At 36.8% G+C, this 26,294-nt stretch carries 24 protein-coding genes; 14 read left to right on the forward strand and 10 right to left on the reverse strand.

What is annotated here, in order from left to right:
• Nucleotides 1-12 precede the first annotated feature (12 nt).
• From rpsB to HNP77_RS03540, 8 genes are all read left to right on the forward strand, one after another.
• On the forward strand, nucleotides 13-882 hold the full coding sequence (rpsB, locus tag HNP77_RS03505; RefSeq protein WP_184651763.1) for a 30S ribosomal protein S2: 870 nt from the start codon (nucleotides 13-15) through the stop codon (nucleotides 880-882).
• 27 nt (nucleotides 883-909) lie between these two features.
• Nucleotides 910-1,743 carry a translation elongation factor Ts gene (gene tsf / locus HNP77_RS03510; protein WP_184651764.1) on the forward strand — a complete coding sequence of 278 codons (834 nt, stop codon included), beginning with the start codon at nucleotides 910-912 and terminating at the stop codon, nucleotides 1,741-1,743.
• An 89-nt stretch (nucleotides 1,744-1,832) separates the two neighbouring features.
• The gene (frr, locus tag HNP77_RS03515; RefSeq protein ID WP_184651765.1) at nucleotides 1,833-2,372 is read left to right on the forward strand and encodes a ribosome recycling factor; all 540 of its coding nucleotides are present in this window, start codon (nucleotides 1,833-1,835) and stop codon (nucleotides 2,370-2,372) included.
• Between the two features lie 4 nt (nucleotides 2,373-2,376).
• Nucleotides 2,377-3,087, forward strand: a complete 711-nt coding sequence (uppS, locus tag HNP77_RS03520) for a polyprenyl diphosphate synthase (protein WP_287282308.1) — start codon at nucleotides 2,377-2,379, stop codon at nucleotides 3,085-3,087.
• Nucleotide 3,088: 1 nt separating this feature from the next.
• Complete coding sequence (locus HNP77_RS03525) at nucleotides 3,089-3,973, forward strand: phosphatidate cytidylyltransferase (RefSeq protein ID WP_184651766.1); 885 nt, start codon at nucleotides 3,089-3,091, stop codon at nucleotides 3,971-3,973.
• Nucleotides 3,973-5,082, forward strand: a complete 1,110-nt coding sequence (dxr, locus tag HNP77_RS03530) for a 1-deoxy-D-xylulose-5-phosphate reductoisomerase (protein WP_184651767.1) — start codon at nucleotides 3,973-3,975, stop codon at nucleotides 5,080-5,082. The genes HNP77_RS03525 and dxr overlap by 1 nt, the downstream gene beginning before the upstream one ends.
• 1 nt (nucleotide 5,083) lies before the next feature.
• Nucleotides 5,084-6,196 carry a M50 family metallopeptidase gene (locus HNP77_RS03535; RefSeq protein ID WP_184651768.1) on the forward strand — a complete coding sequence of 371 codons (1,113 nt, stop codon included), beginning with the start codon at nucleotides 5,084-5,086 and terminating at the stop codon, nucleotides 6,194-6,196.
• Between the two features lie 8 nt (nucleotides 6,197-6,204).
• Entirely contained in the window at nucleotides 6,205-8,175 is a 1,971-nt protein-coding gene (locus tag HNP77_RS03540) for a WD40 repeat domain-containing protein (protein ID WP_184651769.1), read from the forward strand.
• 86 nt (nucleotides 8,176-8,261) lie between these two features.
• On the opposite strand, the gene HNP77_RS03545 is transcribed toward HNP77_RS03540, so the two are convergent.
• Nucleotides 8,262-9,740: a glycogen synthase gene (locus tag HNP77_RS03545; protein WP_184651770.1), complete on the reverse strand. Its 1,479-nt coding sequence runs from the start codon at nucleotides 9,738-9,740 to the stop codon at nucleotides 8,262-8,264.
• Nucleotides 9,741-9,781: 41 nt separating this feature from the next.
• Nucleotides 9,782-10,978, reverse strand: coding sequence for a pyridoxal phosphate-dependent aminotransferase (locus tag HNP77_RS03550; RefSeq protein WP_184651771.1), 1,197 nt, complete (start codon nucleotides 10,976-10,978; stop codon nucleotides 9,782-9,784).
• Between the two features lie 99 nt (nucleotides 10,979-11,077).
• On the opposite strand from HNP77_RS03550, the gene HNP77_RS03555 reads away from it, so the two are divergent.
• The 4 genes from HNP77_RS03555 to HNP77_RS03570 are packed head-to-tail and all read left to right on the forward strand — an operon-like array spanning nucleotide 11,078 to nucleotide 16,391.
• The gene (locus tag HNP77_RS03555; RefSeq protein WP_184651772.1) at nucleotides 11,078-11,797 is read left to right on the forward strand and encodes a DUF6675 family protein; all 720 of its coding nucleotides are present in this window, start codon (nucleotides 11,078-11,080) and stop codon (nucleotides 11,795-11,797) included.
• Nucleotides 11,798-11,821: 24 nt separating this feature from the next.
• The gene (locus HNP77_RS03560) at nucleotides 11,822-12,946 is read left to right on the forward strand and encodes a mannose-1-phosphate guanylyltransferase (protein ID WP_221266511.1); all 1,125 of its coding nucleotides are present in this window, start codon (nucleotides 11,822-11,824) and stop codon (nucleotides 12,944-12,946) included.
• Nucleotides 12,947-12,958: 12 nt separating this feature from the next.
• A complete protein-coding gene (metG, locus tag HNP77_RS03565; protein WP_343042521.1) occupies nucleotides 12,959-15,319 on the forward strand; it encodes a methionine--tRNA ligase in 2,361 nt (786 codons plus the stop codon).
• Between the two features lie 7 nt (nucleotides 15,320-15,326).
• Nucleotides 15,327-16,391: a lipid II:glycine glycyltransferase FemX gene (locus HNP77_RS03570; protein ID WP_184651775.1), complete on the forward strand. Its 1,065-nt coding sequence runs from the start codon at nucleotides 15,327-15,329 to the stop codon at nucleotides 16,389-16,391.
• 4 nt (nucleotides 16,392-16,395) lie between these two features.
• On the opposite strand, the gene HNP77_RS03575 is transcribed toward HNP77_RS03570, so the two are convergent.
• Genes HNP77_RS03575 through HNP77_RS03610 form a run of 8 tightly spaced genes read right to left on the reverse strand, consistent with a single transcriptional unit; the run spans nucleotide 16,396 to nucleotide 24,317 of the window.
• Nucleotides 16,396-18,363, reverse strand: a complete 1,968-nt coding sequence (locus tag HNP77_RS03575; RefSeq protein ID WP_184651776.1) for an alpha-amylase/4-alpha-glucanotransferase domain-containing protein — start codon at nucleotides 18,361-18,363, stop codon at nucleotides 16,396-16,398.
• A gap of 4 nt (nucleotides 18,364-18,367) precedes the next feature.
• Nucleotides 18,368-18,913 (reverse strand): RnfABCDGE type electron transport complex subunit B, encoded by a 546-nt coding sequence (locus tag HNP77_RS03580; protein WP_184651777.1) that lies wholly within the window; start codon nucleotides 18,911-18,913, stop codon nucleotides 18,368-18,370.
• Nucleotides 18,910-19,461 (reverse strand): hypothetical protein, encoded by a 552-nt coding sequence (locus HNP77_RS03585; RefSeq protein WP_184651778.1) that lies wholly within the window; start codon nucleotides 19,459-19,461, stop codon nucleotides 18,910-18,912. The genes HNP77_RS03580 and HNP77_RS03585 overlap by 4 nt, the downstream gene beginning before the upstream one ends.
• Nucleotides 19,462-20,076, reverse strand: coding sequence for a hypothetical protein (locus HNP77_RS03590; RefSeq protein WP_184651779.1), 615 nt, complete (start codon nucleotides 20,074-20,076; stop codon nucleotides 19,462-19,464).
• Between the two features lies 1 nt (nucleotide 20,077).
• Nucleotides 20,078-20,578, reverse strand: coding sequence for a hypothetical protein (locus tag HNP77_RS03595; protein WP_184651780.1), 501 nt, complete (start codon nucleotides 20,576-20,578; stop codon nucleotides 20,078-20,080).
• The gene (locus tag HNP77_RS03600) at nucleotides 20,571-21,653 is read right to left on the reverse strand and encodes an RnfABCDGE type electron transport complex subunit D (protein ID WP_184651781.1); all 1,083 of its coding nucleotides are present in this window, start codon (nucleotides 21,651-21,653) and stop codon (nucleotides 20,571-20,573) included. The genes HNP77_RS03595 and HNP77_RS03600 overlap by 8 nt, the downstream gene beginning before the upstream one ends.
• Nucleotides 21,643-22,929, reverse strand: coding sequence for an SLBB domain-containing protein (locus HNP77_RS03605; RefSeq protein WP_184651782.1), 1,287 nt, complete (start codon nucleotides 22,927-22,929; stop codon nucleotides 21,643-21,645). The genes HNP77_RS03600 and HNP77_RS03605 overlap by 11 nt, the downstream gene beginning before the upstream one ends.
• Nucleotides 22,926-24,317: a hypothetical protein gene (locus tag HNP77_RS03610; protein WP_184651783.1), complete on the reverse strand. Its 1,392-nt coding sequence runs from the start codon at nucleotides 24,315-24,317 to the stop codon at nucleotides 22,926-22,928. Before HNP77_RS03610 ends, HNP77_RS03605 begins: the two co-directional genes overlap by 4 nt.
• Before the next feature lie 54 nt (nucleotides 24,318-24,371).
• Between HNP77_RS03610 and HNP77_RS03615 the strand changes: the two genes are divergently transcribed.
• Together HNP77_RS03615 and HNP77_RS03620 are read left to right on the forward strand one after the other, a co-directional pair.
• Nucleotides 24,372-25,343 (forward strand): RluA family pseudouridine synthase, encoded by a 972-nt coding sequence (locus tag HNP77_RS03615; RefSeq protein WP_184651784.1) that lies wholly within the window; start codon nucleotides 24,372-24,374, stop codon nucleotides 25,341-25,343.
• A 12-nt stretch (nucleotides 25,344-25,355) separates the two neighbouring features.
• Nucleotides 25,356-26,288, forward strand: a complete 933-nt coding sequence (locus tag HNP77_RS03620; protein WP_246428845.1) for a hypothetical protein — start codon at nucleotides 25,356-25,358, stop codon at nucleotides 26,286-26,288.
• Nucleotides 26,289-26,294: the final 6 nt, after the last annotated feature.

The following is a 26,294-nucleotide window of genomic DNA, read 5'->3' on the forward strand; positions in this document are numbered from 1 at the left end:
AAGGAGTTGATCATGGCAGTTGTAACCATGAAGAGTCTTCTTGAGTCTGGAGTACATTTCGGACATCAGGTAAAGCGTTGGGATCCACGTATGAAGAAGTACATTTTTGCTTCTCGCAATGGAATTCACATCATTGATTTGCAGAAAACAATCACAGCTATTAAAGACAGCTATGAAGTTATCCGCAAGGTTGCCGCATCAGGCAAATCAGTTCTTTTTGTTGGAACAAAAAAACAGGCACAGCAGGCTATTGCAAAAGAAGCAGAACGCTGTGGAATGTTCTATGTAAATAACCGCTGGCTTGGCGGTACCCTCACAAACTTTGCAACAATTAAAAAGTCTCTTCTTCGTCTTAAGAAAATTGAAAAGATGGAAGTTGACGGTACATTTAACAATCTTACAAAGAAAGAAGTTGCTAACCTTCTCAAAGAAAAAGATAAGCTTACAAAGAATTACGGTGGAATGAAAGATATGAAGGAACTTCCTGGAGCTATCTTCATCATCGATACTCATAAAGAACAGATAGCTGTTGCTGAAGCTCGCCGCATGGGTATTCCTATCGTAGCAATCGTTGATACAAACTGTAATCCGGAAGGAATTGATTATCCTATTCCTGGTAATGATGATGCAATTCGTGCCATCAGCCTTTTCACTTCAATCATTGCAAATGCTGTTATTGAAGCTGATAATGAACAGGGTCTTAAGATTATTGAAACTCTTGGTGATGAAGATGATGTTCGTACAGATGCTTCAACAAAGAGTGAAGATGAAGAAATCGTTGACTATTCAAACTATACTCCTACAGAAACAAAAGAAGAAGACCTTGAAGCTGATAAGAGAGATGAACAGGAATTTGTTGACGAAGACAAATATACAAAATAATTCAATTTCAATTAATCGGAGATACATATGGCTGTAACTGCTGCTATGGTAAAAGAACTGCGCGAAGCTACTGGCGCAGGTATGTTGGATTGTAAAAAAGCTCTTGCTGATACAAATGGCGATTTTGATGCAGCTGCTAAACTTCTTAAAGAAAAGGGTCTCGCAGCTGTTGCAAAACGTGCAGAAAGAGCTACTTCTGAAGGACGTATTTTTGTTCGTCAGGTAGGAAATAAAATTGCTGTTGCTGAACTTGTTTGTGAAACTGACTTCGTTGCAAAAAATGCAGAATTTGTAGCCAGCGGAGAAAAAATACTTGATGAAGTATTTGCAAAAGGATACACAAAAGTAGAAAAAGAACTTAATGACATTCTTCTTGATTTTGCAACACGCACACGTGAAAACATGTCTCTTTCAAAAGTTCTTATTGTAGAAGTTCCAGAAAATGCTGTTGCAGGTATTTACGTACATTCTGACTTTAAGTCTGGTGCCGTTACAGTAATAAAGGGTTCTACAGATGATAGAGTAAAGGAATTTGCACGCGACTGCTGTATGCACCTTGCTGCATTTACACCTGCTTACATCAAGAAGGAAGATGTTCCACAGTCTTATATTGATGAACAGAAAGAAATCTTTACTGCTCAGATGGCTCAGGATGAAAAGATGGCATCTAAACCTGAGAACGTTAAGGCTGGAATCCTTCAGGGAAAAATCAACAAGCATCTTGCTGAAATCTGTTTCGTTGACCAGATGTTTGTTAAAGATGACAAAAAGTCTGTTGCAGCAAAACTTGATGAAGTTGCAAAAGAAGTTGGAGCAAAACTTGAATTCGGTCAGGTTGAGCTTCTTATTCTTGGTAAATAATTAAATTCATAGAATGGCGGTCTGCCGGCAGGCAGATCGTCTTTCTTGTTTTAAATGAAATGTAATGATATTTCTAAGGGGGATTCAAAATGGCAGATAATGAAAGCCGTATGGAAAAAACTGTAAATGCACTCAAGGATGAATACAATACAATCCGCACAGGAAGAGCAAGTGCATCAATTTTTGATAAAGTTCGCGTGGATTATTACGGAACTCCTACTCCGCTCAGCCAGGTTGGAACGATTTCAATTCCTGAAGCACGTATGGTAGTGGTTTCTCCTTTTGATAAGTCACTTATTACTGAAATTGAAAAAGCTATTCAGAAAGCAGAACTTGGTCTTAATCCTTCAAATGATGGAAAGGTTATAAGAATTTCAATTCCGCCTCTTACAGCAGACAGAAGAAAGGAACTTGTAAAACAGGCAAAGACTACTGCTGAAAATTACCGTACAACTATCCGTAACATTCGTCGTGATGGTAATGATGAACTTAAAAAGCAGCAGAAAGCTGGAGAACTTACAGAAGATCAGCTTAAAACTGAAACTGATAAGCTTCAGAAACTTACAGATAAATACATAGAAGAAATAAATAAAGTTTACGAAGCAAAAGAAAAAGAAATAATGGAATAATACGGTGGTAGATTCATTGGAAAAAGAAGGCTGTGTTCCTGTTCATGTAGGTATAATAATGGACGGAAACGGACGCTGGGCAAAACAGAGAGGCGGTATAAGAACAAACGGTCATTCTGAAGGACTGAAGCGTGCAAAGGAAATTGCAAAAGCAGCCAGTGATTTGAAAATCAAGTATCTTACTCTCTATGTTTTTTCTACTGAAAACTGGAAGCGTACTCAGCAGGAAGTTGGTTTTCTGATGAATCTTATCCACGGACATTTGCTTGGTGAACTTAATTTTTATAAAGAGAACAAAATCCGTGTAAAACTTTTAGGTGATATAACAGGTCTGCCTAAGGGAATTCAGGAAGATATCATCGAATGTGAAAAAGAAACTGAAAGTTTTGACGGAACTACAATAAATCTTGCAATTAATTATGGCGGACGTAATGAAATATTACGTTCTGTCAGAAAGATTGCCGGACTTTCCCTTAAACCTGAAGAAATCCAGGAAAGTACTATTTCTGATAATTTCGATGTTCCTGAACTGCCGGATATGGACCTCCTGATCAGAACCGGTGGAGAAAAGCGCCTCAGTAATTTTATGTTGTGGCATGCTGCATATGCAGAATTAATTTTTTGTGATACACTATGGCCTGATTATAAAAGGGATGAATTTATAGGCCATATAAATGAATTTCAAAATAGAACCAGACGTTTTGGAGCTGTATAAAATGAGTAAAGTTATTTCCAGATTAGGCATTTTTTTTATAGGTATACCTTTGGTTTTATGCCTTGTCTTTCTGAATTATTTTAATCACCTTCCCCTTCATGTTTTCTTAATACTGTCTTCTCTGCTTGTATGTAATGAGCTTTATAATATTTTTTCGTATAAGACAAAACTTCTTAACAGGGCTTTAATACTTGTGCTAAACACTGTCCTGCCTTTTTGTGCTGCCTTGATTGCAGTCCTGCCAGTATTTACAAAGCTTACTTTTTATTCTGCTGAGCATATTCTTGTGCTTGTACTTGTTGTAGAGATATTGATTGTCCTTTCTGTTGAAGTATTTTCTGCATCTGATTTTTCTGATTCATTAATGAAAATGGCTGCTTCTTCATTAATTCTTGTTTACAGCGGTTTTCTTATGACTTATATTTCACGTTTTTCAATTGCAAGAATGGGTGAAAAGGATATTTCCAATCAGCTGATCGTTGCATTTCTTTTAATGGTGTATTTCTGTGACAGTTTTGCATGGTTTTTTGGAGTACTTTTTGGAAAAAATAATCGTGGAATAGTAAAAGCAAGTCCAAATAAAAGTCTTGTAGGTTTTTTTGGCGGAATTGCAGGATCTATTGGTGCAGGGATTTTAGTGCGCTATATATGGCCGGAGATTTTTTCCGGAAATATTATAAAAATTATTATTACTGGAGCTGTAATTTCCGTTTCATCGATTACCGGAGATCTGACAGAATCTGTATTTAAACGTTCTGCCGGTGTCAAAGATTCCGGTACAATGATTCCTGGACGAGGAGGAGTTTTAGATTCGTTTGATTCCCTTCTGATGTCTGCTCCTGTGTTCTATTACCTTATAAAAGTGTTTTATGGGTTTAGTTTCTGATGAAAAAGAAAATACTTGTTCTTGGATGTACTGGTTCAATTGGCTCTCAGACTCTGGATATTGCACGTAATTTTCCTGATAAATTTGAAATTTGTGGCTTAAGCTGCGGTTCTAATGAAAAAAAAATGGAAGAACTTTGCAGAGAATTTAACTGTAAAGGAACTGTTTTTTCAAAAGACGGAATTTCAGGAATAGAAAAACTTATAAAAGAAAGTTCTGCTGATATTGCTGTAAATGGAATTGCCGGTGCTGCAGGACTTGAACCTTCTGTTCTTGTAATAAAAAATAAAATAGATCTTGCCCTTGCAAATAAAGAAACGGTAGTTATGGCCTGGCCTATAATCAGGCGACTTGCACAGGAAAATCATGTACAGATTCTTCCCGTCGACAGTGAACATTCTGCCATTTTCAATCTTACTCAGAAAATCGGTACAAAAAATATAAGTGAAATAATAATTACTGCCTCAGGCGGTCCTTTCAGGAATTACACAAAAGAACAGCTGCAGAATGTAACTGTAGAACAGGCTTTAAACCACCCTACGTGGAATATGGGACCAAAAATAACAATTGACAGCGCCAGCCTTGCTAATAAAGGACTGGAAGTTATAGAAGCTGTAAGGCTTTTTGATTTTGATCCTTCAAGGGTAAAAGTTGTTGTTCATCCACAAAGTCTTATTCATTCCCTTGTGCGAACAAATGATGGTGTACTTTATGCACAGATCTCTGATCCTGATATGAGACATCCGATATTTGGCGCCCTCGTATGGCCTGAATATGAAAAGAATTATCTTACCCCTTTTGATCTTGCTGATCATGAAATGACATTTTATAAGCCAAGAATGGAAGATTTTCCTCTTCTTGGTGCAGCTTATGAGTGTGCTAAAAAAGGTGCTTCCTATACAGTGGCTTTTAATGCTGCAAATGAGGTTGCCGTTCATGCCTTTTTAAATAAAGAATGTTCATTTATGGATATTGCAAAGATAGTCAGTCGTACACTTGAAGCTGACTGGAGTGAAGTCCCGGATTCTCTGGATAAAGTTTATGAGGCAGATAAAAAAGCAAGGCTGTCTGCATCAGAGATTCTTAACTCAATACTCCGGAGCCGGTAATATGACGATTGTTATAGGTCTTTTAGCTCTAGGAATCCTTGTCCTGCTTCATGAGCTTGGACACTTTATAGCAGCCAGACTGAACGGTGTCGAAGTTGAGGCTCTTTCCATAGGAATGGGACCGGTTCTTCTTCATAAGAAAATTGGCAGTGTTGATTACAGGCTTTCCCTGTTCCCTTTCGGAGGCTACTGTGCAATGAAAGGTGAAAATGAATTTAAGGAAGCTGTTGAAAACGGTTCTTCAGTTATAAGCAGTGATTTAAAATCATTTTACGGCACATATCCTTTAAGAAGACTTATAATTGCATTTGCAGGTCCCTTCACTAACTTTTTACTTGGATTTTTGTTTTTCTGTATGATAGCAGGCATTGGTTATGATTATTATACTGCCGGAACTACGGTTAGTATGGCAGATGAAAAATATGAAAACATCAGATCAACGGCTCATGAATCAGGAATGGAAAGTGGAGATACTGTGATTTCGATAGATGATGTTCCGGTAAAAAATTTTTCTGAAATGGCTGAGTACATAACTCTTCATCCTGATGAAGATGTCAGTATTACCGTCCTGCGTAACGGAGAAGAAAAAAGATTTAATGTATACGTTCTTCTTGATAAAGATACTGGTGCCGGAAAAATAGGAATAATAAGTGATCCGTCTTCCATAACAAAAGAACATTATGGCGCTTATTCTTTTATTGATTCAATAAAACTTGGCGCTGAGCAGACATGGAATGTTGCCTCATGGACTATAAAAAGTGTCGGCATTCTTTTTAAGGGAATAAACTTTACAAAAGCACTTTCCGGTCCTGTAAGGATATCTTCAATTATGGGTGATACTGTAAAAGAAGGATATAAAGAGAGTTTTTCTGTAGGAACTGTTTCTACCCTTCAAATTTTAGCAATTATCAGTATTTCACTTTTCTTTACAAATATGCTCCCGATACCCGTCCTTGACGGGGGGCTTATTCTCTTTGCCCTGATTGAATGGATTTCAAGAAGGAAAATGAATCCTAAAGTTCTTTTATACATACAATACGCGGGAATTGCCCTGCTTGTATCTTTGATGGCTTTTGCCTTTATATGTGATTTTATGTTCTTTATTAAAAAATGAGGTTTGATATGAAAGCTTTTAAGAAAATTTTATTTACATGGATGTTTTTTACAGGAACCTTCATATGGGCTCAACCTTTTATTTCGACACAGTCTCACGAAGGCGCTGTTACATCAATTTTTTCCTTTGATTCAAAGGCTTCTTCTGATGGAAGTTTTTATTCAGCAGGAAAAGATGGTTTTATAATAAAATGGGATGCGGTAGATGGAATCGGAGAACAGTATCAGATTACTGATTTACAGATTCAGACCATCGTAAGAAATCCCGTAACTTCAGATATTGCAGTTTATGAGACTGATGGAATTTCTACATTCAGAATAAGCGTTCTTGATTCAAAATCATTTTCGAGAAGATATACAAAAAGATATTCAAGTGCAGTAAGCATGCTTTCTTTTTCTGAAGGCGGAACTTATCTTTTTGTAGGAACAACCAGCGTAAACGGAATGTACATTCTTGATGCAAAAACAGGTGTTACAAAAAAACAGCCGTCTGATATTTCAGGTATAATTACCTTCGTTAAATCCGGACCATCTGAAAAAACAGCATTGTTTTATTCAACTTCGGGATACCTTTATTATTATGATCTGGAAAACATGGGAGTTTTTAAGAAATTTTCTGTTGAAAACCAGCTTAATCAGATAAAACTTTTTGGTAACAGCCGCTTTTTTGCCGGCGTACGTGGAAACAGCATAAGTATCTATGATGCAGCATCAGGAAAAAAACTTATTCAGGAGTCTGCTTCATCTCCGTTACTGTGTTCCAGTGATACAGATTCTGAATCAGAGGGACTTTATTTTGTTACTTCCATGGGAAAAAATAATGTAATCAAGATTATAAAAAGCGAAGAACTTCTTGCCTATTCAAGGGCTATGCAGAAACGGGAGACTTTACCTAAAACTCCTGCTGACAGTGTCGTAAAAACTTTTACATCATTGAGAAACAGGGATTCTTTTACGGCTATAGGAAAAGATTCCAGTAAAATAATTCTTGGAACTTCCAGTGGAAATATTTATACCGTAAGTGACATTCCTGAAAGTGAAATGTTTACTCTTGAGGCTATTACTGAAAAAATGTACCGCCGTATTTATGACATTACAAATGACGGAGAGGATTTTTATATGCTGACTGAAGATACGATTTACAAGTCTTCATTTGACACGATGAATATTGAAAGCGTAGCCCGTAATCCAGGATATGAAAATATCATTCATTATGGTTCTTCTGTAATTCTCTGGACAAAAAACAGCCGTAAAAATGTTCAGATTATTGATCTTTCCCAGGAGGGAGCATCTGCGAAACTTCTTTTTACTCCAAAAAGCGAATTGAAGACACTCAGGCTTTGTTCAGACAGTCTTGTATATGTTGCAGGTAATAAAACAGTAGGAATTTATAATTTTAATACAAAACGAAATACTGAAGTTTATTCCGGTATTTCAGTACAGGATGCAGTTTTGACATCTGAAAACATGCTTTACATTGCTAAATCTGCAGTTTCAGAAAATGATTCTCCTCTTGTAACAATGAATATTTCTACAAAGGAAATAGTTCCTGCAGCATTTGAAGGTAATGTTGTATTTTCTTTAAGTTTTGATGAAGAGAATACGGAATTTCTTTACGGTATCGTCGTCAGCAATTCAAACGGAACATCAAATTCAAAAGTATTTTCATATAACTTGAATTCTAAGAAAACTACGGAACTCCTTCGTCTTGCAGATGAAGACAGTTCTGCATTTACAGTACTTTATACCCCTGTAATTTATACAAATCTTGGAAAAAATCAGGTTTATGCATGTAATACGGAAACAAAAAAGAATATGCTTTACAGACGTTCTTCCAGTTTGCCGTTAAAAGTAGAAAGAATTGGAAGCAGAATTGCTGTACTTAACAGAAACGGAAGCATTTCATGGTATACAACTACATCACAGGCTGCAGAAACTGACTGGTATCTGACAGTTAATAATGAATGGTTTGAACGTTAATGTTTTTTTAGAATAGAAAAAACCGGCTATAAATTCTGCAAAAAGCTTCAAAAGTTATAGCCGGTTTTTATATTTATTCATAGTTATTAAAAGCGGCTGCAGCCTCTTGCAAGTGCTTCTTTATAAACCTGAACGTATTTTGAAGATGCTTCATCCCATCCGAAGGTTTTTTTCATTCCAGCCTTCTGCATCTTAAGAATATGATCTTTTTTGTTATAGTAAGCCCATACTGCCCATCCTACCGTGTCGTAAACGGCACCTGGCGTCAGCTGATCAAAAACAAAGCCTGTACCGTCCCCTGTCTTTTCATTGTAATTATCAACAGTATCAGCAAGTCCACCAGTACGTCTGACAATAGGAAGAGTTCCGTAAAGCATTGAATAAATCTGGTTTAATCCGCAGGGTTCATAGCGTGACGGCATAAGGAAAAAATCACTTCCGGCTTCTATAAGATGGCTGAGTGCATCATCATAGCCTATGTAAGCCCTTAAATTAGGAAGCTTGGACTGCAGGGTATTGATTTCATTTTCACACCATGTTTCTCCGCTTCCTAAAATTGCAAACTGAACTTTCATGTTTGCGCATATGTTGAATATGGAACCGTAAGTCGGTGCAAATACTTCTGCTATTCCTTTCTGATCAACAAGTCTTGTAACAATGCCTACTACAGGAATATCTGGATTTACTTCAAGACCCATACGCTTCTGAAGTTCAGCCTTACATTTTGTTTTTCCGCTCAAATCTTTTGCAGAATAGTTTGCAGGAATTTTTTTATCAATTTCAGGATTCCACTGTCTTAAATCAGCTCCATTTAGAATTCCTCTTATTACATCGCTGCGAACACGCAGAAGACCGTCCATACCGAACCCTCCTTCTGCTGTTTGAATTTCGCGGGCGTATGTCGGAGAAACAGTTGTAATCATGTCCGCACAGGAAACTCCTGCCTGAAGAAAATTAATGGCCCCGTTATGTTCAAAACCTGCACCGTAATAAAGTCCCCAGTCTATGCCGAGAGCTGGAAATTTATCTTTTCCATATACTCCCTGATAGCCCTGATTATGAATTGTAAGTACGGATGCAGTATTTTCAAATCCGCAGTAGCGGCATACATTTTTTAGAAGCACAGGTGCAAGAGATGTTGACCAGTCATGGGCATGTATTATATCCGGATACCAGCCGAGCTTTCTGCATAACTGAAATGCTCCATGGTTTAATACTGCAAATCTGTAAGGATTATCATGAAAATCTGTTTCTCCCGGGACTCCATAAATACCATCCCTTCCGAAACACTGTTCATGATCAATAAAATAAACGCTGACTTTTTCTTCACCAGGCATTTTTGTCGTATAAACCGCACTCCAGGTTTCTTCATTTCCTGCAGCTATTGCCATTGGGCCGGGAAGAAGTTCCAGCTTCTTCCTGTCGATTTTATAGTAGCGGGGCATTACAATTTTTACATCATGACCTTCTCTTGCAAGCTGAATTGAAAGGGCACTTACCATGTCTGCAAGTCCGCCTGTTTTTGCAAACGGCACTGCTTCTGCTGTAACCATAAGAATCTTCATATATCCACACTCCTGTATCAGAAATGACAAAAGCCTTTTTATTATTTTAAATCATTCATTGCCTGAATGAAGGCTTTACGGCTGTTGAGAATTGTTTTTTCACTTACACAGTATGCAAGCCTGAACCAGCCTTTTCCTCCGAAACTTGATCCCGGAGCTCCGAGAATCATATATTTCTTTAAATAATCACAGAAAGCCATGTCATCATTGTTAAAACAATCCGGAGCCTTGCACCACATATAAAATGCTCCTTCCGGAACCAGATGTTTGATGCCGGCTTCATCAAGAATTTCCATAAGTTCGTCACGACGTTTTTTATAAAGTGAATAATCACACGGAGCGTCATAACTTTCTGCAACAACTCTCTGGAACAGAGCCGGTGCATTTACAAATCCCAGTACACGTGTACAGAAAATAACTGCTGAAACAAAATCATCTTTATCAGGACAAGCAGGATTTACACAGACGTATCCTATTCTCTCTCCAGGAATACTGATGTTTTTTGCAAAGGAAGTTACAACCACACTGGAATCATAAAGAGGAAATGCTGCAGGTACTTTTGTTCCGTCGTAAACGATTGCCCTGTAGGGTTCGTCAAGGATGAGATACGGTTTTCTGCCACATTTATTTCCATGTTCCTCAAGAACTTTGCACAACTGTTCAATATTAGCCTGGGAATAAACTCTTCCAGTAGGATTATTAGGAGAATTAATAAGTACCGCTGCTGTTTTTTCATTCAGGGAATTTTTTATTGCCTCAGTATCAATAGAACAGTCAGCTGCTGCCGGAACTTCAATAAGTTCTCCCTGATAGTTTTTTACATAATGGCGGTATTCTGTAAAAAAAGGAGAAGGCACTATAACATTATCACCAGGGTTAAGAACAGCCTTGAACACTGCATTCAACGCTCCTGCTGCACCTACAGCCATTACAACGCAGTCTCCGGAAATTTCAACGCCCTGTTCCAATGATGTTTTTTTTGCCATTGCGTCACGACAGAATTTGTATCCCGCATTAGGCATGTAACCATGAATATTTTTTGATTCGTCGGCTGCACATTTTTTTAATGCATCTGTTACTTTTTCAGGAGGATCAAGGTCAGGATTTCCGAGACTGAAATCAAAAACGTTGTCTTCTCCATATTGTGCCTTAAGTTTGAGTCCTTCCTCAAACATTTTCCTGATTACACCGGCACTCTTATTGCTCATTGTTTCTTTAATGTATGCTGAAATCGGCATAAAACACCCCGCTTTTTAAATTTTAGTTTTATAGTGTAATTATACATCATTACCTTTGTTTACACAAATAAAGATTACAACTATAATGGAGGAATGATTATGAAAAAAACATTATTTTTAACTGCGATCCTCGTTTTATCCATGAGTTTCATTCATGCCGGTTCGTTTAATTCCAATCTTTCGTCATCAGAGAAAAAGACTGTTGACAGTGGCAAAACCCTTTTAAAGAATACAGGTAAAGCAAAGAAAATGTGCATTACGGATGAAACAGACCTTGGTAAAAGAGTTCGTTCCGTAATGAATAAACTGGATCCTTCATACATGGCAGAAGCAATTCAGAAATTTCCATATAAAGGATATGAAGACTTACCTGAAGTAATGGAAGAGATTATAACTGATTTTGATTCTTACATTGGAATTCCTTACTGGTCTGAAGAGCATGACAGATATTTTGACCTTTATTCTGCAGCAGAAAAAATATCTGATGAAACAAAAAATGGAACAAGAAGAATTGTTGCAGATCTTAAAATGAGTCCTTTTGGCGTGATAAAAACAGACATCATCATAGAAAAAACAGAGGATTCTTTTTATTATGAGTCAACAAATCTTAATCAGCTTCGTTATAAAGACAAGATGGATTGCGTAAGTCCTAAGCATCAGAAATCTGTAATCATAGCTTTCCGCGAAGGAGACAGCTGGATTGTTTATGGAGCCGGTGCTGTTGATGCTCCGAAAATTCCTTTCCTGAGCGGTCGTGTTGAAACATCATTTATTAACAGAATAAAAACATTCTGCAAATTCTGTATAGACAGAGTTTAACATTTTATATTTTGGAGAACTGTGATGAGTTCTAATTTTACTGATATCGTTATACTTGCAGGCGGTTTTGGAGAAAGGCTGTGGCCTGCATCAAGACCAGACTTTCCAAAACAGTTCCTTTCTCTTCAGAACGGACAGTCATTTTTGCAGAGTGCCGTACTGCGCTCACTTGCCGTAAAGCCTTCGGGAAAAATTCTTATCCTTACCAGAAGAGATATTCTTGAAGAAATGACCAGTCAGTGTGAAAAGATGAAAACTTTTGTATCTGAGGCAGACTGGAAAAAAATCTGCAGTGATCTGATTATTGTTGCAGAACCATGTGCAAGACATACAGCCGCACCTCTTCTTTTAGCCTCAAAGTATCTTAATAACAGTGATCCGGATAAAGTTCATAATATTCTTGTCCTTGCAAGTGACCATATAATTACTCCTGTAGAAAGATTTACGGAAGACTGTAAAAAAGCGGCAGAAGCTTCAGAAAAAGGAAATTTTGTTTGTTTTGCAATTAAGCCTACAGAACCTTCTACAGGTTACGGATATATAAAAATGGGTGAATCTATGAAAGAAATTCAAAATCTTTCTGAAGATGTATACAAAATTGAACAGTTTAAAGAGAAACCTGACCTTAAAACGGCTGAGTCTTATCTTTCTTCCGGCAAATACTGCTGGAACAGTGGCATGTTTGGCTTTACGGCTGATTTTTTTGAAAACGAAATGGCTTTGTATGAACCTGCAATCGCTTCTGATTTTTCTGTATTTAATAAAACCAATCTTCCGGAAATAAAACTGCTTAATGGTATCAAATATGTAAAGGAATGGCCTGCTATGGAAAAAGCATATGAAAACGTTAAATCCATCGCTGTAGATAATGCCATTGCTGAACGCACGGAAAAAGCCGTCGTAGTAAAATCTACTTTCGGATGGGATGATGTGGGCAGCTGGGATGCCTTTGAAAAATTGTTTGATAAAAACGAAAACACAGTTCAGATTGAAGCAAAAGATAATTTTGTTTATTCTGATATTCCTGTTGCTTTGTGCGGGGTTGAAGGTTTATCTGTAGTTATTAAAAATGGAAAAGCCCTTGTCATGAAAAAAGGAACCAGCGGTTTTATGCGTGAAGTCGTAAAACAAGTTAAAGAAAATTTTTAGAATTATTTTAAAATTAAGTATTTTATAAATAAAAGAAGAGACTGGAGAAAAAAAATGAAAAGAAAACTTATAACCTCTGCCCTGCCTTATGTAAACAATATTCCTCATCTGGGTAATCTCATCCAGATGCTCAGTGCTGATGTATTTGCAAGATTTTGCCGCAGCCGCGGTTATGAAACAATGTATGTATGTGGAACAGATGAATATGGAACGGCGACAGAAACCCGTGCCATAGAAATGAAAAAAACTCCGAGAGAATTGTGTGACTATTATTATGGTGAGCATACAAAAATTTATGACTGGTTTCATATTAATTTTGATAAATTCGGACGTACTTCTAATGAAGAATGTACTGAAATCACACAGATGCTTTTTAAGGATCTGGATGCAAAAGGATTTATAAAAGAACATACAAACAGTCAGCTTTTCTGCCCGCATTGCAATATGTTCCTGGCAGACAGATTTGTTTATGGAACCTGTCCTAAGTGCGGTTCTACTAAAGCAAGAGGAGATCAATGTGATGACTGCGGCTCCCTTCTTGATCCAGTTGAATTGAAGGAACCGAAATGTGCAACATGTGGATCTACTCCGGTTGTAAAAGAAACAAAACATCTTTATATAGATCTTCCTTCAATCAGTTCAAATCTTGATTCATGGATGAAAAAAGCCAGTATTGAAGGCCGCTGGTCTGATAATGCAATAAATATAACAAAAGCATGGATCCGTGACGGACTGAATGAACGTGCTATTACCCGTGATTTAAAATGGGGAATTCCTGTTCCAAAAGAAGGATACGAAAACAAAGTATTTTATGTATGGTTTAATGCTCCTATAGGTTATATTTCAATTACAAAACAGCTGGCTGATGAACTTATTCAGAAGAGCAAGCCGTCCTTCGACTGGAAAAGCTGGTGGATTCCTTCAGAAAGTAAAGAGGCAGAAGGAAAAGATGAAGTTGAACTGTTTCAGTTTATCGGTAAGGATAATATTCCTTTCCATACAGTTATTTTCCCTTGTACCCTTCTTGGTTCTAATCACGACTGGACTAAACTTTATCACATGTCTTCAACGGAGTACCTTAACTACGAATCCGGTAAATTCTCTAAGAGCCGTGGCGTAGGTGTTTTCGGTACTGATGCTATCGAAACAGGAATTAAAGCTGACGCATGGAGATTCTATATATTCTATAACCGTCCTGAAAAGCAGGACTATCAGTTTACGTGGAAGGATTTCCGTGAGAAGTATAATGGTGAACTTATCGGAAACCTCGGTAATCTTATAAACAGAACCCTTTTATTTGTAACAAAATATTATGACTCAAAGATTCCGGAAGCACCTGTTGATGAAGAACTCTGGTCTAAAATCAGGGAACATGAGTCTAAAATAACAGAATATCTTGAATGGGCAGATTTAAAGGATGCTTTCCATGAAATTTTTGCAATTTCAGATATTGGAAACAAAGCCTTCCAGGATGGAGAACCATGGAAAACCCGTACGGAAAATCCTGAGGCTGCTGCAAAACTCATTCATAATCTGTGCTATATGATAAAGGATCTTATGATTCTTGCTCATCCTTATATGCCTCAGTTTACAGAAACCATTCTTTCATATTTTGGCAAAAAGATTAATGAACCGAAATATGGAGAAGCTTCCGTGGCAGATGGACTTTGCTGGAAAGATATAGGATGTACGGAAGGACTTTCTTCTGTAGAAAATCCTTCTGTATTCTTTACACCTCTTGATCAGAAAACTGCTGATGCTTTTAAAGAAAAGTTTTCAGGTTCTCAGAAAGCAAGGGAAGAAAAAAATAATAAGAATTCTAAAAAGGAAAAGAAATCTTCAGAAAAGGCAGTACCTGTTCTTGCAGAAAACCAGGCTGATTTCTTTAATAAGAATATAGAACTTATTGCTGCTAAAATAGTTAAAATTGAAAATAATCCTGACAGTGATAAACTGTACGTTGAAACTCTTGATGATGGAAGCGGTACGGAACGTATCATTCAGTCCGGATTAAGACCATACCTTAAGAGTGAAGAACTTCTCGGCAAAACAATAGTTCTTGCTGCAAATCTTGCTCCAAGAAAAATGAGGGGAATCGAAAGCCGGGGTATGCTTCTTGCTGCTGATTATAAGGACGCTTCTGGAGCTGATAAGGTAGAGCCCCTTGATGTATCCTGGGCAAAACCTGGTACAAAAATTATTCTTGCAGGAAGTGATGTTAATGCAGTTAAACCTCAGGAAATTTCTGCTGATGATTTCTTTAAGGTGCAGATTAAAGTTGTCAATAAAACTGCTGAAATAAGTGGAGTAAAACTTCTTGCTGACGGTAAAGAGATAACAACAGTTCATGCCGTTAATTCAGAAGTAAACTGACGTATATATGGCAAGCAGAAGATTTTTACAGGACAAATTCTGGGTAAACTTTAAGGGAGAACATGGATGGACTCCTGTTTTCTATGAAAATAAGGACATCCATGTTTCTCTCATGACAAGAAGATTCTCGTTAAAAATAAAGAAATTTTCCATAGCCTATGTTCCTATGGCCCCTGAGTATGAAGGAGAAGTTTCAGAAGAAAATACTGAAAAGTTTTTTAACAGGGTAAACTTGATTTCAAAAAACCTTCTTCCTTTACTGCCATCTGATACAATATGTATACGTTATGATTTCCCGATTGATTTTGATTCAATTGAACAGAGAAATGAATTTATTTTATCTTCCAGGAACTCAGCGGTAAAAGCAGGCTGCCCTGCCCTCAGGCACAGTCCGGTAGCCGTTCAGCCTCCGGATACGACTGTATTGGACTTATCAAAATCTGAAGAAGAAATTCTTGCAGGAATGAAAAACAAGTGGCGATATAATGTCAGGCTTGCAGTAAAGAAAAATGTATCTGTAGAAAGCCATGATGCTTCAGAAGAAGATTTCGGCAGGTATTTTAATATATTTTACTCACTTTTTGAAACAACCTCAAAGAGAGACGGTGTCAGTTTTCACGATAAGAAATATTACACTGACCTTTTGAAAATGAGTGCTGCTGATAAAAATAATCCGAAAGTAACGCTCTATCTTGCAAAACATGAAGATGATTATCTTGCAGGTATAATTACACTGTTTTGTTCCGGTGAAGCTGTTTATCTTTATGGAGCAAGCGGAAACATTAAGCGCAACCTGATGCCGGCCTACCTTTTACAATGGACTGCAATACGTGATGCAAAAAAATATGGATGTCCGTATTATGATTTTTATGGCATGCCTCCTGCTGCTGATGAAAAACATCCGATGCACGGGCTTTATCTTTTTAAGACTGGCTTCGGCGGAAAAATAATACATCGTCCCGGCAGCTATGACTATGTCTTAAAAAATAACTGGTACGCTTTTTATTCTGCTGCAGAAAAATTAAGGGCCTGGTGGCATAAGGTCTTTTTGAAAAAAATAGCAGGAAGATAAAAAATTATTTTTTATTTTTCTTTACACTTATAACACTGAGGTTTATGTTTTTTTCCATTTCCATTCCCGGACCTAAATCTACATTCCAATACAGGGATGCAACCAGGGTTCGGGAAGTTTTTCTGACAGTTTGATCATCATCAGTTGGTCTTACAAAATCGATTACATCAGACGAAAAAGAGCATTCTTCATTTGGTTCTATAACAAAACTTAAGCCGTTCTTTTTATCTTTTATAAGAATGTTGGAAACATCTTCCTTATTAAGACAACAGCAATCCTGAACAGTACCTTTCTTAGTTCCGCTTTTTTCTATAAGTTCCAGAGAATATTGCTGTTCACTGTCTGCAAGGGAAAAATTTGTCTGCGTAAAATTTAATTCAGAAACAAAATTGCCTTTCAATGACAAAGGACTTTCATTTTTCAGAATGTACTGTACCATAAATCCGCTTGAAGTTACGGTAAAACTTTTTCTGAGTGATACCGGTGTCTTCAGGGAAGAATAATTTCCTTTGCCTTCCAGGAGCAGAAAAAATCTTTTTGTTTCAAGTTTTTTTTCTTCAAATAGAGTCTGACTGAATACCTGTGATGTTGTTTTTTTATCCTGAAGATAAGTCTGAAATTCTGAGTCATCCAGAAGATGTTCTATAAAAAGTCCCCTGTTGTATAAGTCTCTTGACCCGTCAAAATTCTCTATTCTGGATAGACTTGCAGCATAATTTGCAAGCGAAACCATTGAATCAAATTCTTCTACAATTCCACCCTTTCTGTTGATTACAGCATTAAGTTTTTCCATCTGGAACACATATTCATTAAGACCGTCCGTATTGTAATCAAACGATGTAAAGGATTCATGAAAACTGGTATTCTTACAGTCCCTTATGAGTTTCTCTGCTTCATTAAGAGCCTTGTAGGCATTCTGACGCTGTTCTGCAATTGCCGGACTTCCTGAAGGTATATTTAGAAAGTTAAAACCGCTTTGAGCTTCCCAAAGTTTATTGCTTGCTGCATTACGCCTGAGTTTATCTCCGCCGTGACACTGAGAAATAAGCATACTGATAAACATCATTTTGTCACACAGTTTTTTATTCTCAGTGTAAGTATTAAGGTAATCATGAATTGTAAAAGGAAAACGAGATTTATTCTCACTTTTAACGAAAGCTTTTTTTGCCCACTGGGCTGCATCATAATTCATGCCGGCCGGAATGTAAGAACGGATAAAATTAACGGCATTTTTTATATATAACCCTGGCAATGTAAAATTAACATCACTTTCATTCTGTTTATCAAGAAGAGAGGCTATGTACTTTCCTATGTCGCTTTTTATAAATTTTATGAAATCAGAAAAAGTAAAGGAAATTACTGCAATCTGGCTGGAATTGTTTTTTTCAAGACTCTTAAGACGATTAATATATTCCTCTGGAGTTTCTCCCTGTGCAGGAAGAAGATTTTTACAGGAAGAAATTACCTTTAATGATTTTCCCTGTTCACTGACAATAAGGGGAAGATATGATGATTTATTAGACGGAATTAAAGTGCTGTCTAAAATAAGGTATTCCATTCCACAGGATTGAAATGTCGTAATGAGAGAAGGATCCCATATATCATAAAAAATAGAAATACCGTTAGGCCTTTTTCCTATGCAGTCCTTCAGGGTTGTGGTGTATTTTTCTATCTGTCCGCTTCTGTCTACAGGAAATAAAAGCGGAAATACAGGAGAATAATACCCTCCTCCAAGAAACTCGATCTGTTTTCTGGAGATAAGTTCCCTGAACACTTCAATTGCTTCCGGATGATTTTTTTTAAGCCATGACAGAACGACCCCGTTAAGACCAAGGGTTACTGGAAAATTCGGATGAGAATATAGAAAACTTACTGCTGTCTTAAAACTCTGCTGATATTCTTTTTCTATTTTTTGAATATCCATGTAGCACGCTTCATCAGCAGAAATTTTAATACAAATATTAAAGGCCATGGTTTTATGCGCGATCCTGTCCTAAAATTTTATAACATTTTAAAAGCAATTTAAAGAGCTTTCCCCTATTATTAGAAGTTTCCTCTGATATTTTGTTTCTGTCAACAAGAGAAATTAATTTTTTTGGGCAGGAACTTAGACATTCTCCGCAGCCGTCACAAAATGGCGTAATTTCCGCCATATTATTCCTTATAATAATTGCATTTCTGGAGCAGCTTTTTATACAGCTTCCAAAACCGATGCAGCTTGAACTGTAAATTCCGCCTTTTTCAAAGGTTTCAAAATAAATGGAACAGTCCTGAATACCTTTATAAATAAAATTCTGAGTATCAGCAGTTTTTTTTGTTTTTATTACCGCAATATAACGGGCTTTTTCCATTTCAGGTTCTTTTATTCCGGTAAGTACGTTTTCTTCAAGCCTGGAAAAAACCAGAGAAGACGTATTTACATTCTGATCTTTTAACGACGGAATAAAGAATAAAAAAATAAAGAACAAAAGAGCAGTTATAAGAAGTATAAATAAAAATGAAAGCAGTATATGAACTATCATTTAAAGACCTCTCCATTAAGCCATGATGTATTCCACCACAAAGCTATGATCATGATTATTGCAATTGTAAGAAGTACAATGAATATATCCTTTGGAGTTTTTCCGGTTGCAGCAGATCTTTTTCTGATTGTATTTACAACCGGCACCAGAATAAATATCGAAAGCATGCAGGCAACTGATATTAATACGCATTCACTTAAAGATGTACTTTCATATAAAGCTAAAAGAACACAAAGAAAGGATATGGCAAATTCAGCAGTACTGGTTTTTGCACTTAAACGCAGGATTGTTTCTATGAAGCTTGAAACTGAGATAAGTATCAGTACGGTTACAAAAGGTATCATATCCGTAAGCTGTTCTTTTGTAAGGAGATTTACAGAAAAAAGATAGCTTAATGATGATGAGGCACTTACGCTGCAAAGAAATTTAAAAAGTTTTATTAAGTATAACCTTGGTGACTGAGAATAAAATGTAAGCCGCGAAAGACCGATTCCATATATAAAAACGGCGGAAGATAAAAATGTATAAAACAGAACAGTCAGAAGCATTTAGTCCTCCACCTTTTTTAAGATTATAAATTTATCATATATAAGGGAATAAACAAGAATTGTTACGGCAAGCATTATGACTGCCCCCGGTATCGAAGCCCAGAATATTCCTGAAGCATATGCTGTAGAGCGGCTTATTACAAGTTCAAATATGCCGGAGGGACAGGGAAAAGAAACGGTACCATATCCAAAAATATCCCTGAAAAGTGCAAAGCATAATCCGAAAACTGTAAAAGAGCCGGCTGAAGTAAAATTTGCTGTCAGTTCTTTTTTTAATGAATCTATTTCCGGAATATAGAGCTTAGTAACAATAAAAGAACAGGTAGCGGCTATATAAAGTGCAAAAGAAAGAACAAATGAGGAAAGCGGACTGTATAAATTCAAAAACTGTTTGAATAATATGGCTGATGTTATGACGGTTGAAACACTTATTGGGATCTGCAGTTCCTCAAGGTGAAGAATAAGTATAAGCTTTCTTATTAATGTGCCTGTGAGAATAAAAAAATTATATGCAAGAAGTATTAATAAAGCGTATGCAAAACGTCCAGGGATAAAAACCAGTAAGGCAAGGGATTGGATGAGTATATTATAGATGCAGGATTTTTTTAAAAACATTTTATTTAACTTCCTCCTTAATGGCTTCTTTCATAAAACCAGGTATTTTCTTTTTCCAGTAGGAAATTTGGTTTGCAATACCGGTCTGTCTGATGCTCCGTTCTGCTTTTTCTGAAACACCATCAAACGCTACAAAAACTGCCTCATCCTCAGAAGCGTTATATGTAAAAATACATGGAACAGATGAATAAATTGTAGTAATGCGTATGATTACTGCATAGACATCATTATTTCCTGAAAGTTTCCATGCTGCAGCTGTAGCAGAAAGAGCTGAAGGAAGAGCCAGTTGAGTTTCTGCAGAAGCTTCTATGGAATTTTCATTGAGAATTTTGTTTACCCGCTCTTTCAGTCCCTGATTATAGGAGTTTTTTGAAATAAGACAGAACAAAAGGATAAGGCCAAAAAGAACTGTAATTATTGCTGCAAAAAATCCAAGTTTAATGAGCTGTTTTTTATAAAATTCAAGCTGTTCGTTAGGAACTTCAATAATTTCATCAGACATTTTCATTCTCCCTTACGGCATTTACTTTTGGAAGAAGATACTTCTTAATTGATGATAATGCCTTTCTGTTTTCAAAATACTGAATCATCGGACTAATAAGATTCATTATGAGAATTATAAAAATAAAGCCGGCTGAAGATGTTCCGAATCCGATTATGATGAATGCAAAAACTGCGGCTGTGAAAGCATAGAAAATCTTCCCTGCTTTTGTAAGGGGGGTAGTTCCATACCACTGAAGAAGATACGTAGAATAAAAGATGGTTCCGCTCGTAAGGAGTGCGAGCAGCATATCTCCCTGCAGAGGCGTACCGTTTATAAAATTCGGAAGAAGAAGTCTTACCAGCAGAAGATATGCAAGTAAAAATATGGAAGGAATAATGAAATCCAGAATTGAATATGATATGAACAGGATAAGTGAAATCAAAGAGAGAAAATTAAATCTGAAGGCCGGAATTAATGAACCGGAATCAAGAATCATGCTTATATATCCGTTAGGAATTGAAATCTTAAAGAATGAAAAAATATTTTTATTAAGAAAATCAGTTATTTTATAATCGAAAGTGAAAATTTTTACGCTTCCATCCTGTATAAGCGAAAGAGCAGCATTTCTTGCCTGAAGGGAATGTGCAGAAATGGTAAAACTCGGAAAATATGACGGATCAAGAAAAAACAGAACTGCAACTGTAAGGGCAGCTGGATTCACCCAGCTTGAAGCGAAACTGCCAAAAACATATTTACCTGAGAGAAAACAAAAAAAAGTAATTATAAATACAATCAGGAACGGATAGTTTTGAGGTATGAGAAGTCCTGTAATCAGTCCCTGAATTACGGCAACAGGATAATTTGTCCTGAAATTATTCTTACCCGTTTTAAATACAGTCTCACAGGCAACAGACGCTGCAAGAGCACTGAAAGTTGTTACGAGAGCGGAAAAACTTTTTGTTGCTGCAAGCAGTATTACCTGCAGCAAAAGCATTGCAATCATAATCTTGGATGAAGTTGCTACAGACGGAGTAAGAAATGTATATGGAGTAAGCGTCATGCTGTTTTTACTGGAAAAGGTTTTAAATTGCATTTTTTCCCCTCACTAAAGAAATTGTCTGACTTAAAGCAATTCTGGACGGACAGACTGTATTACACAGATTACAACCAGAACACAGCATGGCTGTATTAATAAGATCCCTGTCATTTCTGTTATGAAAAATCATATCCGGATAAAGATGCTCTGGACAAATACTTCTGCACCTTCCGCAGTGAATGCAGCTGCTTATGGTTGCATCATTAAATTCTGTTCTCTTTGTAAATTCAATACTTTTAATTGATTTTGTGACAGTGATATCAAGGGATGGAACTGCACTTCCCTTCAACATTCCGTTGATTATGACAAGATTACTGTCAGTCTTTAAGCCGCCGCACTGATTTACAAGATCCTTAAGAGGCGTTCCTATCCTTACGCGGAGCACGGCAGAAGCATTTATACATTCACCGCATACATGAACAAAACGTTCTACTACAGGAATACCTGCTGCACATGCTTCCCATGCAGAATATGCGGTAACGCTGTCTATGAATATGCAGTTTGTATTTACATTGCGGAACTTATCATTTATGGAAGATTCTGCTTTTTTTATTGTTTTAATGAGATCCTGTTTTGATCCTGACGGATATTTACCTGTATCTGCTTCACATAAAAGACATGGAATATCTGTTATATATGAGACGTCAGGCCTTTCAAATACGTTTTTAGAGACAACAAATATAATTCCGTCTGCTTTCATTGCATGAGAGACAACATGGGCTCCCTTTACAACTTCTGCAGTGTAATTCTTTGAAACAAATAAATCCGTATAGATTCCTGGATCTTCATCAAAAAGTCTTACTATAAGGAAACGGTTTTTCTGGATGGTATAGTTTTTAATCTGGTCTGCCAGAGAAGAGGTACCGTTAAAAGTATTAACTACACCTTTATCCTTAAGTTCAAAAACAATATTTTCCGGTGACTTGGACTTCCAGTCGGTTTCCTGAAGTTTTTTTCCCAGATATTTAAAGCTTCCGCCTGTTTTTATTTTAACAGCCTTAGAAATTTTTCCACTGGGAAGCAGTATTTCAGTAATAGAATCTATTTTTCCGGAAACAGATGCATTTACATCTGCTCCATAAGAACCGTCATTCTCAGTAAGGACGCCAATTGTCTGTCCTTCTTTTACAGAATCACCGGCTTTTACAGTAGGTTCATAAAGACCGGAGTCAAGCTGGCTCAAAGGAATTGACGCATAAAGCGGTAAAAAAGATCTTACGCTTTTTTTAATTTCATGTTTTTCTGTCTGAACAAAATATTTTATATTTTTCATTTACTTCTTCCGGAAAGAAAATGGAATAACCAGATAACTGGTACAACAATAGCACTTATAATTATAAGAATCAAACTCCATGTGAAATTTTCAGTTTCTGAGTGTCCGGCCCTGGAATATCCTGCCTTAAAATCATTTTTCTGCTCTATAAGTACGTTTTCAATCAGTAACGGGGAGGATTTTTTTATCTGCTCCGCCATTTTACGAATGAAATCACTGTCATACGTAAGTACCGTTCTGGAAAACTCAATGATACCTGAAGAAGATTTTTCGTACGCAGGAACAGAAACACTGTCTCCCGGTTCAGGATTTTTATCAAAAACATCCGTATTCAAATTTTTGTATGGAAAACTCACGGTATTCCAGGCCCAGTTATAATAATCTTTTGCATCCGGCAGTTCCACTGTCTCTTCATTCTTATCAGTTACAGGAGAAGGAAGCTCAACCGGAGCTGAGGTTTTTACATCAGCAAAAGAAGAGTTCGTAAGAAAAAAAATCATTATAACGGCAATAATTACCGGTGCGGCAAGAATTCTATTTATTGATTTTTTTGAAAAAAGCACCAGCTGACCTGCTGAAAAAATAGGAACAAAAGTAAACGAAAGTTTTGATTCCCTGAAGCAGATGAACTGGCGGTAAAGATAAATCATGGATAAAGAAGAAAGTACAGTGCATGCACCTAAAAGCGCAGAGCGTATTGATGAAAGAAGCATTACGGCAAGGGCTGCTGCCGCTAAGAATCTTATTGCTTTATCCCCAAGGATTTTTTTTATGCTGCCTTTTCTGTTCCACAGCCTTTGAGAAATAAAGATAATGCACAGAAACAGGATTACGGAACAGGCAGTGGAATATACCGGTATTGCTGCGGAATAAATTAAAAACATGATTCCTGACAGTAAAAAAAGAATTCTGTTTTCACTGAAATATAAAAAAAAGAAAAACAAAACAGCACATGCCAGAGGAACGATAATCGGATAGCCGCCAGTGGAGTCAATTCCTGACTCAGAGGTCAGATCATGGGAAATAACTTTCAGAGCTTCAGTCAGCTGGCGTTTATACTTTTCCGGAACATAATACAGCCTGTATTTTCCGCTTTTATCATAAAAATAGTTCAGTCTGAGGCCAAGATAACTGTTCATTGAAGAAGGAAGTACGGGGGTTACCGGAGAAATAAGTGGAGAAAACTGTACTGAAAGAGATATGACATCCGTACAGCCCTGTTCCTTTAATACCTTAAGAATTTCACCTTCAGTAACAGAGGTATCTGCATAAAGTACTGAATAATTATTCCATATTTTTCCCCCTGGAATAACTCTGAAAACAAAGAGCATAATCAGAGTAAATACAATAATAAATACTGGAAGAATCAAATTTTTTACGTACTTCATGGGAGTGGACAGTATAGCATATTGTTTATTTTAATTCTATAATAAATCTAAAATATGGATTTTAAGGTTTTTACAGCCGGAAAAGATGATGCCGGCCGGCGGCTTGATCGTGTAATAAAAAAGATTTTTACAGAATCACAAATTAATTCAAATATCCACGGGCTGATCAGAAAAAAACTGATTCGTCTTAACGGGGTAAAAACAGAAGCATCCGTTCTGCTTCAGGAAGGTGACAGAATTGAAGCAGCAGCCTTTTTGTTCAGCAGCAATGATTCCGCTAAAGAAAAATTAACTGCCGTGAAAACTGATTTTCCATATAAAATACTTTTTAAGAATCCTGACATTCTTTTTATAGGAAAACCTGCAGGGATAAATGTACAGCCGGCTGCTTCCGGAGAAACTTCAGTTTCATCAGTAATAAAAGATTTCTTTTCTTCTGCAGATTCCCTGGCCTTTACACCTGCCCCGCTTCACAGACTGGATAAGAATACATCAGGTGTTCTTGCTGTTTCCATGAGCATGAAGGGAGCAAGATGGTTTTCAGAAAACATTTCCTCTCACAAAGTACAGAAAATTTATCTTGCCGTATTAAACGGAGTTATAGACGCAGAAGAAACCTGGACAGACAGCATGGAAGATTCCGGTGAAGAAAAAAACTTCAGAACAAGTAAAGTATTTTTAAACAAAAAAGGCCAGACGGATACCGCAAAGGAATGCATCACTACCGTAAAACCAATAAAATCAGGACTCTTTTGTAAAAAAAATGTAACTTTTTGCCAGATTACGATTTTAACAGGCAGAAAGCATCAGATCAGGGCTCAGAGTGCAGCAAGAAATCATCCCCTTACAGGAGATTCTGCTTACGGTGGCGGCAGTGGAAAATTTTTCCTTCATGCATGGAAAATAAAGTTTCCGGAGGATAATCCCCTGTTACTTCCGGAAGAGATATGCTGTCCCCTTCCGTCTGATTTTGATGAATTTCTAAAAACAAACTTGAAAATACAAAGTTCAGCAGATATAATTTAAAAAAGGGTTTTCATGAGTATTTTTCACAGATTATTAAATCATTCCATTTCAGTTTATGCTCTTGTCGGTGAAAGCGGAACCGGAAAAAGTTTCAGGGCAAAACTTCTTACTCAGAAGTACGGAATAGAAGCCATCATTGATGACGGTCTTCTTATTCAGGATGAAAAAATTCTGGCAGGCAGATCTGCCAAACATGAAAAAACATATCTTGGTGCCGTAAGAATAGCCCTTTTTGATGATAAAGAGCATAGAGATGAAGTTGCAAAAGTTCTCCTGAAGTCAAAGATAAAGAAAATCCTTCTCCTTGGAACAAGTGAAAAAATGGTGACAAAAATTGCAACAAGGCTTCAGCTTCCACCTCCTGAAAAAATCATAAAAATAGAAGACATTGCAAGCCGTGAAGAAATTGAAAAAGCAATCCGGAGCAGGCAGATTGAGGGAAAACATGTCATTCCTGTCCCTGCCATAGAAGTTAAGAAAACTTATTCACAGATTTTTTATAAATCCATCAGGGAAATTATTTCAAAAAGTTCACATAAAATATTTAAGCGAAAGGAAAGTTCCCTGTCTGAAAAATCTATTGTTACTCCTGAATTCAGTAAAAAAGGAAGAATAGAAATCTCAGAGGCTGCTTTAAGCCAGATGACCATGCACTGCATAAATGAATTTGATCAGGCTGTAAAGGTTAAAAAACTTAATATAAAAACAGATTCTCACGGATACAGGCTTATTGTTACAGTTGATGTACCATTTGGAAAACAGCTTACCGGTGAAATCAGAAACATGCAGCAGTACATTGTGGAAAACATTGAACGTTTCACCGGAATCCTCATCGAGGAAGTCAGCATAGTAATCGACAAGATAACTATGGTTAAAGCAGAAACTCCAGCTGATTCTCCTGTACCGGCATTTAAAAAGATTTTCTCAAAAAAAAATAAGGCGTAATTCTTA

It is taken from the genome of Treponema rectale, assembly GCF_014202035.1.
Taxonomy (GTDB): Bacteria; Spirochaetota; Spirochaetia; order Treponematales; family Treponemataceae; genus Treponema_D; species Treponema_D rectale.